The 14,131-nt window shown below is 64.7% G+C and carries 9 protein-coding genes and 1 tRNA gene; 3 read left to right on the top strand and 7 right to left on the bottom strand.

Going from position 1 to position 14,131, the window contains the following annotated elements; translation table 11 throughout:
• Positions 1–16: 16 nt before the first annotated feature.
• The 7 genes from QFZ40_RS07025 to ilvD form a co-directional block, all read right to left on the bottom strand.
• A complete protein-coding gene (locus tag QFZ40_RS07025) occupies positions 17–772 on the bottom strand; it encodes an ABC transporter ATP-binding protein (protein ID WP_306903583.1) in 756 nt (251 codons plus the stop codon).
• The gene (locus tag QFZ40_RS07020) at positions 769–3,564 is read right to left on the bottom strand and encodes an ABC transporter permease (RefSeq protein WP_306903582.1); all 2,796 of its coding nucleotides are present in this window, start codon (positions 3,562–3,564) and stop codon (positions 769–771) included. The genes QFZ40_RS07025 and QFZ40_RS07020 overlap by 4 nt, the downstream gene beginning before the upstream one ends.
• Positions 3,565–3,804: 240 nt before the next feature.
• Complete coding sequence (serA, locus tag QFZ40_RS07015) at positions 3,805–5,394, bottom strand: phosphoglycerate dehydrogenase (protein WP_306903581.1); 1,590 nt, start codon at positions 5,392–5,394, stop codon at positions 3,805–3,807.
• Between the two features lie 125 nt (positions 5,395–5,519).
• The gene (gene ilvC / locus QFZ40_RS07010; protein WP_306903580.1) at positions 5,520–6,545 is read right to left on the bottom strand and encodes a ketol-acid reductoisomerase; all 1,026 of its coding nucleotides are present in this window, start codon (positions 6,543–6,545) and stop codon (positions 5,520–5,522) included.
• Between the two features lie 90 nt (positions 6,546–6,635).
• Complete coding sequence (gene ilvN / locus QFZ40_RS07005) at positions 6,636–7,148, bottom strand: acetolactate synthase small subunit (RefSeq protein WP_055796055.1); 513 nt, start codon at positions 7,146–7,148, stop codon at positions 6,636–6,638.
• A gap of 2 nt (positions 7,149–7,150) precedes the next feature.
• Complete coding sequence (locus QFZ40_RS07000; RefSeq protein ID WP_306903579.1) at positions 7,151–9,058, bottom strand: acetolactate synthase large subunit; 1,908 nt, start codon at positions 9,056–9,058, stop codon at positions 7,151–7,153.
• Between the two features lie 358 nt (positions 9,059–9,416).
• Positions 9,417–11,138 (bottom strand): dihydroxy-acid dehydratase, encoded by a 1,722-nt coding sequence (ilvD, locus tag QFZ40_RS06995; protein ID WP_306903578.1) that lies wholly within the window; start codon positions 11,136–11,138, stop codon positions 9,417–9,419.
• Positions 11,139–11,420: 282 nt separating this feature from the next.
• On the opposite strand from ilvD, the gene QFZ40_RS06990 reads away from it, so the two are divergent.
• From QFZ40_RS06990 to QFZ40_RS06980, 3 genes are all read left to right on the top strand, one after another.
• Positions 11,421–12,560 carry a sunset domain-containing protein gene (locus QFZ40_RS06990; protein ID WP_306903577.1) on the top strand — a complete coding sequence of 380 codons (1,140 nt, stop codon included), beginning with the start codon at positions 11,421–11,423 and terminating at the stop codon, positions 12,558–12,560.
• Positions 12,514–13,659, top strand: a complete 1,146-nt coding sequence (locus tag QFZ40_RS06985) for a PQQ-dependent sugar dehydrogenase (RefSeq protein WP_306903576.1) — start codon at positions 12,514–12,516, stop codon at positions 13,657–13,659. The genes QFZ40_RS06990 and QFZ40_RS06985 overlap by 47 nt, the downstream gene beginning before the upstream one ends.
• 117 nt (positions 13,660–13,776) lie before the next feature.
• A tRNA-Lys gene (locus tag QFZ40_RS06980) sits at positions 13,777–13,852 on the top strand.
• The last annotated feature ends 279 nt before the right edge of the window (positions 13,853–14,131 follow it).

Genomic DNA, 14,131 nt, shown 5'->3' with positions numbered 1-14,131 from the left:
GGTGCGGAGGGACAGGCTAGATCAGTTCAGTCAGCGTATCGCTCAGGCGGACCAGTTCGTGGTCGTGTGAGGCGACCAGCACTGCGATTCCGTCCGAGGTGGTGTCCTTGAGGATGCTGATGATGCGGTTGGCTGAGGCCCGGTCAAGGCTGGCGGTGGGTTCATCCACCACCAGGACACGGGTGCCCAGGATCAGGGCGCGGGCGATCGCCACACGCTGGCGTTCACCGCCGGAAAGCTGGGCGGGACGGTGGCGCATCCGGCGGCCCAGGCCCACGAGGTCCAGCAGGTCCTTGGCCATGTCCCGGCGCTGGTCCACCTCGCCGTCCGGTACCGCAGGCAGGAGCACGTTCTCCAGGGCGCTCATGCCGTCGATCAGGGCCCCGCCCTGGTCCACGTATCCGATCAGAGCGCGGCGGCGGTCCGCGATCTCGTCATCGCCCATGCTTTCGAGCGAGGCACCTTCCCAAAAGACACGGCCCGACGTCGGCAGCGTGAGTCCCGCCCCGACCGTCAGGATGCTGGTCTTGCCGGATCCGCTTCGGCCGGCCACGCAGTGCATCTCACCCGCGTGAAGGGCCAGGTTGAAGCCTTCCACCACGCTGACAGTTTCGGCTCCGCCCTTGCCGCCGCCGTACCGGATAGTGATGTCACTCAGTTCCAGCGGGGTCCCGTGGTCCTCGGACTTGACAATGGTGTTGGCGCGGGTCTGGAGAGGGCGGTCGGCGGAGTCGGACCGGCGGCTCCGCTGAACATTCGTCTCGTTTGTCATTGGACCACTTTCGTTGCAATCGGTATCCAGCAAAGTACAGCCACGAGGCCGGCGACTCCGGCCCACAAGGCGGCATACGGGGCAAGGAGCAGTCCTATGCCGAGGGCGCCCAGGACTCCCAGGGGCAGGGCGACAGTTCCTACGAGCGCGTTCTCGAAGAGACGGACCTGGCGGAGCATGTCCGGGTTCCAGCCCATGGCTTCAAGGATGCCAAGATACTGGCGTTTGGAGCTGAGCTCGAAGCGGCCGGTGACCAGGGTGAGGACGAGGCCCACAACGACCCCGGCAAGGGCCAGGAGGATGCTGGGCAGCGCAACGCTTGCTGCTGCCAGCCCGCTCAGCGCGCTGGCGCCGGCCGCCCGGGGAATGTCGATCAGTAGCGCAATCAGTCCGCCCACCGCGGCCCCGAACACGCCCACTGCCACCGCCAGTGCCAGTGTGTTGAACTTGTTGGTGCTGAGCTGCCGGTTGGCGAACGTCAGGGGCGAATCGACCGGGATCAGGCGCTCATCGTGCTGCGGTTCCTGGTCCACTTCGTCGCGGTGCCGCAACTGCTGGGCCGCGAAGAAAGCGGCACCGGCGTACAGCACGAGGACGGAGGCCGACACAATGGCAGTGGTCAAGCTCCAGCTCAGCAGGCTCAGGGCAGTCCCTGCCAAGGCAAGGAGCGCAGCACCGACAGAGAATTCCTCCAGCACCCAGTTCCGGATCCGCCGCTGGGTCCACCCCATGGCGCGGAGGGTTCCCGCTTCCCTCTTCCGTTTCCGGACGTAGCTGACGGTGGACGCTCCGGTGAGGAGCGCAGCGCCGCAGAGCGTGAGGAACAGCAGGGTCACGTTGGTGCTGGTCAGGGAGCCGCTAACGGCGTCGGCGGCATTCTGCCTGACCCAGGACTGCTGGACTGTGCCCAGGGGTGATTCCTTGCCGGCGTCGTCCTTCGAGTATCCGGGGACGAAGATGCTGACGTCCTCGCGGGCCGAACCGGCCACGACGGTCGCTTCCAGGCCCATCGCACGGATCTCGGAGGCGAGCTTCTCAACATCGGGCTGCGCCTGCTTCCAGCTGCCGGGAGCCTTGGCCCGGACACGCACGGCGTCGATGACCGAGGCGTTGTCCTTGTAGCCGCGGGCAGCCGCCAGGCCGTAGAAATCAGTAATGGCACCGGCCGACTGGCTCGCGAGTCCGGTGGCGCTCAGCGAGGGCTTGAGCTCAGTGGAGGCGACGGCTTTGCCATCGGCGTCCTTGGTCAGGGTCATCGGAGTGGGGTCATAGCCGCCCAGGGGAAGCCTGTTGACATCGCCGGCTGCCTGCTGGACAGCGCTCGGGTCAAACGTTCCGTAGACCATTGGCAAGGGTGCCGCGAGCTTTGTCCCGGTCGCCAGGTTCTCACGGTAGGACCGTTCGTCCACGGGCTTGCGCTGGGTCTGGTCCACCGCGTCGCCGTTGGCGCTCTTGTCCGGCAGCCGGTTGACGGTGACCCAATCGCCGGGGACTGCGGACTTTTCGACGGCGCCGTTGCCGGCGGTGCTGCCATCCGTGTATTTCGGCGCAGCCGCGAAGTTAGTGCTCCAGGTGGCAGGTGCGTAGAGGCCCTGGTTGAAGTTACCCGCGCTCCCGAGCAGGCCTGAATGGTCCGTGGACCCGGGCCAGGACAGAGCGAAGGGGTCCTTGGAAACAAACGGCAGGTAGTCCTTGCCCAGCGAGCGGGTGGCGGTGCCCACGTCCTTGACTACCTTGCCTGACCCGTCGATCTCCTCGATCTTGACGTTGTACTTCAGGTCAAGGGAGGTGCCCGAACGCACGATCAGGGGAATGGCCTGCGAGTCCGCGGTCAGCTGCCCGTCACGTTTGGCCTCCTGGTACTGCGTCATCAGCGGAGCCCAGTACTTGAGCTTGACGCCCAGGAAGTCCGGTCCGTCCTTGAGTTCCTGCATGCTGATGCCGTTGGTGAAGAGGCTTTCGAAGTGGCGGCCGATGGCGCCGGCGTTCCGCGCGTCGGCGGGCGGTGCCTTTTCCAGCGGCGCAAGAAAGTCGCCGGCCGAGCCGAGAAGGGCCCGCTCCGCGACCGGGTCGACGGCGACGACGGACTCCGTCACCTCGGGCGACAGTGGCAGCGATACAGAAAGGTTGAAGAGGTTGTGTTCGGAGCCCCCTGCCGGTGCGGGAAACTTGATGCCGGTCTCGCCGGCGGGGGCGGCAATCCGGATGGTGCTGCCTCCTGCAACTTTCTCCTCCACCAGCTTGGCCTTGCCCAGGCTGCCTTCCGCCGTGGCTTTGAACAGCGTCTGTTCGGAGGCCCCGTCGGAACTGACGGCGCTGGCAGTCAGGCGGTACTTCTTGGGCGTATCGCTCAGGACCGATTCAGCCGCAGGCCATTTGCTGGGGTCCGTTGCGCCGGCCGCCTGGTCTGCCGTGGCTGTGCCAGCCAGGCCGGAGTTGTAGCCGAGGTAATCCATGGCGTCCAGGCGGGGGGCCTCCAGGTTCTGCGTCACCCGGGACACGAGGCTGATCGGCGCAGCCACGGACGTCCCGGCGAGCTTCCTGATGGCGTCCAGCTGGTCAAAGCTGATCCCGCCGCTGCCGGTGGCTATATCCGGCTGCATGAGTGCCCCGGAGCCTGCCTTGGCCTGCACCAGGACATCGTACAAACCGCGTGAATTCTCATCCACCGTCCGGTCGAGCGCGGCCTGCGACTGGCCCTGGACGAGGACCGACAAGCACATGGCTGTGATCAAGATGGCCGCGGTCAGCAGCAGCACTTTGCTTCTGATGAACCTCTGGACGGCGTTCATTGGGCTCCCTGAAACCTTGATGGCGTGCGCACACCGCACCCCGCGGGCGGTAGGCATGGAGGATTTCCTGCCAGGTGTGCAAAAAGTATTGGCCGGCCTGCCGGCTGTGTTCCTGAATCAGGACCAAGCCATTGTAAGCAGACCGGCCAATCATACGTGGCCGACGTTAAGACGCGGTCACGCGTAACTCACAGTCACGCGAATTCACTGCCCCCCGTGATTCACAGTGTGCGGATTTGGCTAGTCTTCGAGGTCCACTTCGCGGACCATTTCCGCACCGATACCGGCTTTGATGGCGTCCAGGACCTGCTGGGGAACCGAGCTGTCGATGGTCAGCAGCGCCAGCACCTGCCCGCCCTCGGCCTGGCGCGCCACCTGCATGCCCGCGATGTTGATGTTGTTCATGCCAAGGATGTGCCCGATCGTGCCGATCACGCCTGGACGGTCGGCGTAGGCGACCACGACGAGGTGCTCGCTGATGGGGATCTCGACGTCGTACCCGTTGAGGCCAACCAGCTTCTCCACCTGCTTGGGACCGGTCAGGGTGCCCGCCACGGAGATCTGCGAACCGTCGCTCAAAGCACCCCGGATGGTCAGGACGTTGCGGTAGTCCTCGGCCTCCGGCGTCGTGATCAGGCGGGTGTTGATGCCGCGCTGTTCGGCAATGACGGGGGCGTTGACGTAGGAGACCTGCTCGGTGACCACATCGGCGAAGATACCCTTCAGGGCGGCAAGTTCCAGGACCTTGACGTCCAGGGCTGCGATCTCCCCTGCCACTTCAACGTCAATCTGGGTCAGGGACGCGTGGGTCAAGGCCGTGAAGATGCGTCCCAGCTTTTCGATCAGCGGGATGCCCGGGCGGACGTCCGGGGCAATCACGCCGCCGGCGACGTTGACGGCGTCGGGGACGAGTTCACCCGCCAGCGCCAGGCGCACCGACTTGGCGACCGAGACGCCTGCCTTCTCCTGCGCCTCGTCGGTGGAGGCACCCAGGTGCGGGGTCACCACGACGTTGTCCAGGGCGAAGAAGGGCAGGTCCGTGCTGGGCTCCTTGACGAAGACGTCGACGGCGGCACCGGCGATCTGGCGGTCCTGCAGGGCGGCGTAGAGGGCTTCCTCGTCCACCAGGCCGCCACGGGCGACGTTGACCACGTAGGCAGTGGACTTCATCTTGGTGAAGGCGTCAGCGCCGAGCATGCCCACGGTCTCCGGGGTCTTGGGCATGTGGATGGTGACGAAGTCAGCCTGGCTCAGCAGTTCATCCAGGGTGACGAGTCTGACGCCGAGCTGCGCGGCGCGGGCGGACGTGATGTAGGGGTCGTACGCGAGGATCTCGGTTTCGAAACCCTGGAGGCGTGCGGCCACCAGGGCGCCGATGCGGCCCAGGCCGATGATGCCGATCTTCTTCTCAAAGAGTTCGATTCCGGTGTACTTGGAACGCTTCCACTCACCGTTTTTCAGCGCCGCGCTGGCCTGCGGGATGTGGCGCGCCAGGCTGAGGATATGCCCGACCGTGAGTTCTGCGGCAGAGACGATGTTCGACGTCGGGGCATTGACCACCATGACGCCGGCCTGGGTCGCGGCCTTGATGTCCACGTTGTCCAGTCCAACGCCTGCGCGGGCGATGACTTTGAGGTTCTTGGCCGCGGCAATGGCTTCGGCGTCAACCTGTGTGGCGGAACGGACCAGGATCGCGTCGACGTCGACGATCGCAGACAGCAGCTGGGAACGGTCGGCACCGTCGGTCTGGCGGATTTCAAAGTCCGGGCCGAGGGCCTCGACAGTGGCGGGCGAAAGTTCTTCGGCGAGCAGTACTACGGGTTTTGACACGGCTGATCCTCTGCGTTGCAGTCCTGGGGGGATATAACAAGTCTAGGCCGACGGAAAGGCCGGGCCCACATTGTGAAGTGTGAACCCGGCCATTTTCCGGTACCCGGCTAGGCGAAAAGCGTGACCTAGCGGGCTACGGAGCCCTCGGTGTAGTCATCGTTGGTCTTGATCCAGGAGAAGAGCTTGCGCAGTTCGCGGCCGGTGGCCTCGATAGGGTGGTCCTCACCCTTCTTGCGCAGCGCTGCGAACTCCGGTGCTCCGGCGTCCTGGTCATCGATGAACCGCTTGGCGAAGGCACCGCTCTGGATGTCGGCCAGGACAGCCTTCATGTTTTCCTTCACGTCAGGGGTGATGACGCGGGGGCCGGAGACGTAGTCGCCGTACTCAGCAGTATCGGAGACGCTCCAGCGCTGCTTGGCGATGCCGCCCTCGACCATGAGGTCAACGATGAGCTTGAGCTCGTGCAGCACCTCGAAGTAGGCCACCTCGGGCTTGTAGCCGGCCTCGGTGAGGGTTTCGAAGCCGTACTGGATGAGCTGTGACGCGCCGCCGCAGAGAACAGCCTGCTCGCCGAAGAGGTCCGTCTCGGTCTCTTCGGTGAAGGTGGTCTCGATGACGCCCGCACGGGTGCCGCCGATTGCCTTGGCGTAGGACAGGGCCAGTTCCTTGGCCTTGCCGGAAGCGTTCTGCTCCACGGCGATCAGGTCGGGAACGCCACGGCCTGCTTCGAATTCGCGGCGAACGATGTGGCCCGGGCCCTTCGGAGCGACCAGCGCAACGTCGACGTCGGCCGGCGGCTTGATGTAGCCGTAGCGGATGTTGAAGCCGTGGCCGAAGAAGAGGGCGTCACCGGCCTGCAGGTTCGGTGCGATGTCCTCGGCGTAGACGTGGCGCTGGACCTGGTCCGGGGTGAGGACCATGATGAGGTCCGCTTCGGCGACGGCGTCGGCAACGTTCAGGACGCGCAGGCCCTCAGCCTCGGCCTTGGCGCGGGACTTGGAGCCCTCCTTGAGGCCGACGCGGACGTCGACGCCGGAATCGCGCAGGCTCAGGGCGTGGGCGTGGCCCTGGGATCCGTAACCGATGACGGCAACGGTGCGGCCCTGGATGATCGACAGGTCGGCGTCGTCGTCGTAAAACATTTCAGTCACTTTGGGTGTCTCCTTTTGAGTGGATTCTCTGGGTGTAAATAGTTTGTGGTGTTGCGGTACTGCACGGGCATCGGCTCCTGGGGCGGGACCTCAGGCTGAACGCAAGGCCCTGTCACTCATGGAGCGGGATCCCCGTCCAACGGCCAAAGTGCCGGACTGCACAATTTCGCGGATGCCGAAGGGCTCGAGCACTGAGAGCAGCGCGGTGAGCTTTTCGGGGTGGCCTGTTGCTTCAATGACTACTGAGTCTGTGGAGACGTCAACCACTGAAGCGCGGAACAGGTCTGCAGCCTGGGTCACCTGCAGACGAGTTGCGGCATCCGCACGTACCTTGACCAGGATGTGGTCTCGCTGCACGGAAGATTCGGAGGTCAGCTCAACGATCTTGATGACGTTGACGAGCTTGTTGAGCTGCTTGGTGACCTGTTCAATAAGGTCACCGTCGGCGTCGACGACGACGGTCATCCGGGACATGCCCGGAACCTCGGTCGGCCCGACGGCCAGGGAATTGATGTTAAAGGCACGGCGCGCGAAAAGGCTCGCGACGCGGGTCAGTACACCAGGTTTGTCTTCGACCAGAACGGACAGCGTGTGGCGGCTCATGATCAGTCCTCCTCTTCCCATTCCGGGGTCATGTTGCGGGCAACCTGGATCTGGTCGTTGCTCACGCCGGCGGGCACCATCGGCCACACCATGGAGTTGGGGCTCACCACAAAGTCAATGACCACGGGTCGGTCGTTGATCTCCAGGGCTTTCTGGATGGTGGCGTCAATGTCCTCGTCGCGTTCGCAACGGAAGGACGCGCAGCCGTAGGCGTCCGCCAGCTTCACGAAGTCCGGGATGCGGACGGTGTCGTGGCCGGTGTTCAGGTCGGTGTTGGAGTAACGGCCTTCATAGAAGAGCGTCTGCCACTGGCGGACCATGCCCAGCGACGAGTTGTTGATGATGGCAACCTTGATGGGAATCTTGTTGATGGCGCAGGTGGCCAGTTCCTGGTTGGTCATCTGGAAGCAGCCGTCGCCGTCGATCGCCCAGACCACCCGGTCAGGATCCCCTACCTTGGCGCCCATGGCGGCCGGTACGGCGTAGCCCATGGTGCCGGCGCCGCCGGAGTTGAGCCAGGCGTGGGGCCGCTCGTACTTGATGAACTGGGCGGCCCACATCTGGTGCTGTCCCACGCCCGCGACGTAGATTCCCTCGGGTCCGGTCAGGGCGCCGATCCGTTCGATGACGCGCTGCGGGGCGCTGAGGCCGTCGTCGGGTTCGGTCCAGCCCAGCGGATAGGTTTCCTTGAGATTATTCAGGAAGGCCCACCAGGTGGTGAGTTCCGGGGTGCCGGAGGACTCGAACTGGGCACGGACTGCCTCCGTCAGCTCGGGAATGATTTCCTTGACTGATCCTACGATGGGCACATCGGCTGTGCGGTTCTTCGAGATTTCCGCGGGGTCGATGTCGGCATGGATGACCTTGGCCAGCGGGGCGAAGGTCTTCAGGATTCCGGTCACGCGGTCATCGAAGCGAGCCCCGAGCGTAATGAGCAGGTCGGACTGCTGCAGGGCGGTAACAGCTGATACCGTGCCGTGCATTCCCGGCATGCCCACGTGCTGCGGGTGCGAGTCCGGGAAAACGCCGCGCGCCATCAGGGTGGTGACCACCGGAGCTCCGGTCAGCTCAGCCAACTCGCGGAGTTCCGCGGAGGCATGCGCTTTCACTACGCCGCCGCCCACGTACAGTACCGGCTTGCTGGCGGCCGCGATGAGCTTGGCTGCTTCGCGGACCTGCTTGTTGTGCCCGCGCGTCACGGGACGGTAGCCGGGAAGGTCGATCTTGGGCGGCCAGGCGAAGGTCATCTCGCCCTGCTGGGCATCCTTGGCGATGTCCACCAGCACCGGGCCGGGGCGGCCAGTGGATGCCAGGTGGAAGGCTTCGGCCATCACGTGCGGGATGTCGTTGGGGTCGGTCACCAGGAAGGAATGCTTGGTGATCGGCATGGTGATACCGACGATGTCCGCTTCCTGGAACGCGTCGGTGCCGATCACGCCGCTGGATACCTGGCCTGTGATGGCCACCAGCGGGACGGAATCCATGTGTGCATCCATGATGGCAGTGACGAGGTTGGTGGCACCGGGACCGGAGGTGGCGATACAGACACCAACCCGGCCGGTAACCATTGCATAGCCTTGCGCGGCGTGGCCGGCTCCCTGTTCGTGACGGACCAGCACGTGATTCATTCTTGAAGCCATCAAGGGGTCGTAGGTAGGCAGGATCGCGCCACCGGGCAAACCAAAAATATCGTCCACGCCGAGTTCTTCGAGCGAGCGGACAATAGCTTCCGAGCCGGTCATCACCGTTGGGGGTACAACAGTGTTCGGCCCGAGGACAGGAGAGACAGCGGCAAGATCGGCGACGACGGCGGCAGTGTCAGCCGGTCGGTCGGCGCGTTCCGGAGCCTTGGGGGCTCCAGCGGACTTTGTAGCCATCAGCGAGGGGCTGATCGGCGATCCTTTGCTCATCGGACTCTTCCTTGTGGATCATCTGTGTTCGTGGAAACTGCGGGGAAATAAAAAAACCCCTCAGCCTGGCGGCTCTTCGAGGGGTTTGCGCGTGACGGTTCGTTACCAGTCGGGCTATTTAGCCACGCGCCTGGTAAGGACGACTACTGCATCTGCAGCGGCGCAGCTGGTAACGAATGCGATCATGCGTTCAGTTTTCCCTCTCAGCAAGATACGTGTCAATGTGACCTTACCGCATCTCACCATGTGGACTTCATTGTCCACTAACTGAATGCCTCCCCCAACTGAGTAGCAGCAGATGTCGTTATGAGCGCTCAAAACGACACCTGCTGCTACCTAGTTGGGCTCGCAGGGCCTGCTACCCGCAGTATGCGCCAGTGGAGGCGCTGTGCACCAGTTTGGCGTACTTGGCGAGGACACCCTTGGTGAATTTCGCCGGCAGCGGCTCCCAGCCGACCTTACGGGACTCCAGTTCCGCCTCGTCGACCAGCAGGTCAAAGCTGCGGGCGGCAATGTCCACGCGGATCCGGTCGCCGTCCTTGACGAAGGCGATGGGGCCGCCGTCGACAGCTTCCGGGGCCACGTGGCCGATGCACAGGCCGGTGGTTCCGCCGGAGAAGCGGCCGTCGGTCAGGAGCAGGACGTCCTTGCCCAGCCCGGCACCCTTGATGGCGCCGGTGATGGCCAGCATCTCGCGCATGCCGGGGCCGCCCTTGGGGCCTTCGTAGCGGATGACCACCACGTCACCGGCATGGATTTCACCCTTGTCCAGGGCATCGAGGGCGCCCTGCTCGCGCTCGAACACGCGGGCAGTACCTTCGAAGACATCGGCATCGAAGCCGGCGCTCTTCACGACGGCACCTTCAGGGGCCATGGAGCCGTGCAGGATGGTGATGCCACCGGTCTTGTGGATCGGATTGTCCAGGGCCCGCAGGATCTTGCCGTCAAGGTCCGGCGGGTTGATGGACGCAAGGTTTTCGGCGAGGGTCTTGCCGGTAACGGTGAGGCAGTCGCCGTGCAGCAACCCGGCGTCGAGCAGTGCCTTCATGATGACCGGCACGCCGCCGATCTTGTCCACGTCCGTCATGACGTAGCGGCCAAACGGCTTGAGGTCACCGAGGTGCGGGATCTTGTCACCGATGCGGTTGAAGTCGTCGAGCGTCAGCTCCACTTCGGCTTCGCGGGCAATGGCCAGCAGGTGCAGAACGGCGTTGGTGGAGCCGCCGAATGCCATTGTCACGGCGATGGCGTTCTCGAACGCCTTCTTGGTCATGATGTCCCGTGCCGTGATACCAAGCCGGAGCAGGTTCACCACAGCCTCGCCGGACTTGCGGGCAAAGTCATCACGACGGCGGTCTGCCGAGGGCGGCGCGGCGGAGCCCGGAAGGGACATGCCCAGGGCTTCGCCGATGCAGGCCATGGTGTTGGCCGTGTACATCCCGCCGCAGGCGCCTTCGCCGGGGCAGATGGCCTTTTCAATGCGTTCCAGGTCCCCGAGGCTCATCTTGCCGGCGGCGCACGCACCAACGGCCTCGAACGCATCAATCAGGGTGACTTCCTTTTCGGAGCCGTCCTCAAGCTTGACCCAGCCGGGCATGATGGAGCCGGCGTACAGGAAGACGCTGGCGAGGTCGAGGCGGGCTGCTGCCATCAGCATGCCCGGGAGGGACTTGTCACAGCCGGCCAAGAGCACTGAACCGTCGATCCGCTCGGCCTGCATGACGGTTTCGACGGAGTCGGCGATGACCTCACGGGAAACCAGGGAGAAGTGCATGCCCTCATGGCCCATGGAAATGCCGTCGGAGACCGAGATGGTGCCGAACTGCATGGGAAAGCCGCCGCCCGCGTGAACGCCTTCCTTGGCGCCCTGCGCGAGCCGGTTGAGGGAGAGGTTGCAGGGAGTAATTTCGTTCCAGGAACTCGCGACGCCGATTTGGGGCTTTGCGAAGTCGTCATCGCCCATTCCTACGGCGCGGAACATGCCACGGGCCGGCGCGGCGTGGATTCCGTCAGTGACGACCCGGCTCCGGGGCTTGATGTCAGGCTTATTGTCGGTCGCGATCAGGGTGTCCTCACTCATGGGTCAAAGTCTATGGCTCCGATCAGGGGGCCAACGACCCTGAAGCGCCCGTTAAGCGCAATTCCGGGAATATTTCGATCAAGTAGTGGACTCTCGTCTCAGATATTGAGAATCCATACTGTCTGTCCGGATTGGACGTGCGCCCCATCACTCCGGGCCGCCTCCATCGGTAGGCCCTGTGGGCCCCGGCCACGTCCTGACGTGCTGAAACCTAGACATCCGTGTTCGCGCGGACGTACCGTCAGGGAGGCAACCTTGCCATCCGGACCGAAGGGCTCTGTTATGGATTTTGTCTTCTGGATCATCGTCATCGTGCTGATAGTCGGCGTCGTCTGGTGGCTGCTGAACCGCAGCAGTTCTGCCACGAACAGCGGTTCCGGCGGCAAGGATCAGGCCCGTTCTTCGGCCCCGGGCGAGGCGATCCGGGCAGAGGGTGCCCTCGCAGGCGGAAGCGCGGCAGCTTCCGCCGACGCGGCAGCCACCGCCGGTATCCCCAGTGCGGCAGGATTCGGACGGCCCGCCGAGCCGGTCCCTCCGACGACTGCGGATGATGAGCCGGGCGTATCAGCTGCTACCACGGACATGGAAACGACGGGCTTGGAAAAGGCGGACGCGGAAACGACCGAGTTGGAAACCGGGGAGGCCGCCCAGCCTGCGGGCGCCGACGTCGGCGCCCCCGAAGGGGCCCCGGCCGCCGCGCCAATATCCCGTCCCGGCGAGGAGGACCTGGCAACGCCGGAAGCCCCCCGGCTTGAGGAGGATTCCAGCAGGCAGGAAGAAGCGGCCGAGTGGGAGACCCAGTGGTCCGAGGCCGGCGGGTCCCCCGCAGCGCCACCTGCGGAGAAGCAGCAGGTGGACGGGAACACGGGAACAACCGACAGGTCCCCGGCCCAGCCGTCTCCCGTCCATCACGACGAATACACCGGCCCGCATACGCCGACGCTGCCCGGCGCTGAAACAGCCGCCGGCGAAAATGCGGCAGAGGAGAGCGCCGGTCAGGATCCGGTAGTGACGCAGCCCGCAGCGGCTCAGACCGAGGTTCCTGCCGACGCCACGGCACTGCCCGAAATTCCGGACAACGCGCCGGAAACTGAGACGGCCGACCGGACTCGGTCCTCGGAGGCGGTTGAAACGGCCGGAACCCACATGGAGGAACCGGCAGGGGCCGCTGCAGACTACGGGACAGGTGCCGTGCCGGCTGGCCACCTCGCCGCAGACGAGCCGTATGGCCAGGGTTCTGCCTCCCCGGCCCCCGACGGCAGCGGACCGGCGGACTACACGGTCAAAGGGGACGCCGGGTCGATGGTCTATTACGAGGAGGGGCACCCGGACTATGAGCAGACCAGGGCTGAAGTCTGGTTTGAATCGGCGGCACATGCGGAGGCCGCAGGGTTCCGGGCGCCGAGGCGGAACCGGTCCTAATTCCTCGTCTGCCCGCAGGCATGCAGCCGCCTGGGCAGCGTGCCTTGCCCTGCTGCTGTCGGGCTGCACGGGTGACGGAAGCGGACCGCCGACCGGCAGCAGCACCAGCACGGGCACGGGCACCAGCCCGGGAGGCAGCGCACAGCCCCAGGTGGTAGGCCAGCTGGACCTGGAACTGGAGATTCCCTGGTCGGCTGTCTTCCTGCCGGACGGGACAGCGGTCATCTCGGAACGGGCCTCGGCCCGGCTAAAGGCCGTCCGGGACGGCAAGGCAACCACCATCGGCCAGGTCCCCGGCGTCGTGCCGGCCGGGGAGGGGGGACTGCTCGGACTTGCCCTCTCCCCCGGCTTCGCCGCCGATAGATACCTCTACCTGTATTTCACCGCCGCCGGGGACAACCGGATTGCCCGGGTGAAGCTCGAGGAAAAGACCGAAGGTTCCTTATCGTTCGGGGACCCTGACGTCATCTTTACTGGAATCCCGAAAGCCTCCACGCACAACGGCGGCAGGATCAGGTTCGGCCCGGACGGCTTCCTGTACGTGGGCACGGGCGACTCGCAGCGCCGTGAACAGCCGCAGGATCCCAATGCCCTGGGTGGGAAGATCCTGCGGCTGACGCCTGACGGGAAGCCTGCCCCCGGGAATCCGTATGGCAACGCCGTTTACAGCATTGGGCACCGGAATGTGCAGGGGCTGGCATGGGACAGTGCAGGCAGGTTCTGGGCCTCTGAATTCGGGCCCGACGTCAACGACGAGCTCAATCTGATCCTTCCGGGCAGCAACTACGGCTGGCCTGCGGTGACGGGCGCCCCTCATCGTGAAGGCTTCCGGGACGCGGAGGTTGTGTGGCCCTCGACGGCGGATTCCTCACCCAGCGGACTCGAAATCGCAGGATCCACTGCCTATCTCGGGGCCCTTCGCGGCCAGCGGCTGTGGACGGTCCCCCTGGACGGCGAAAATGCGGGAACGCCTGTGGCCTATTTCACACAGGAGTACGGCCGTATCCGCGACGTCGTAAGGACCCCGGACGGTGGATTCTGGCTGCTCACCAACAACCAAAATCCTGATTTTGTAGTGGTCCTGGCGCCTCCCCGATGAAGCCGCGGCTGCGGCTCGGTGTCGATTTCACTTGGGCTGAAACTTCGTGTAGAGTTTCATGTCGTTGCGGAGATCAACGGGGAAAGAAAAAAGGCCCCGGGAGATCAAAAACACGATGCACCTCTAGCTCAATTGGCAGAGCAATTGACTCTTAATCAATGGGTTCCGGGTTCAAGTCCCGGGGGGTGCACCACGGAAACCCCGTCTTCTGGCCAGAGGCCATGAAGGCGGGGTTTCACTTTGTCCGCACTCCGGACCTGCCCCCCGTGATGCGGCAATTGGACTGAGATTCTGCCAACCGGAAATGCCGCTTCCGGCGCCGGGAAGTCATGCCGGACTCCCTTGGGGTGCTGGGAACTGGCGGCCACGCCGCGACCATGATTGCCCTCACTCATCGGTTGCCGCAGGAATTTGCCGGCTGAGTCGGGATCAGCGACACCTATCACCTCGGTCCGATGTTTATCCCATAGCA

The organism is Arthrobacter pascens (assembly GCF_030816475.1).
In the GTDB taxonomy this organism is placed as follows: Bacteria; Actinomycetota; Actinomycetes; order Actinomycetales; family Micrococcaceae; genus Arthrobacter; species Arthrobacter pascens_B.
This window is presented reverse-complemented; position numbering and strand designations above follow the sequence as displayed.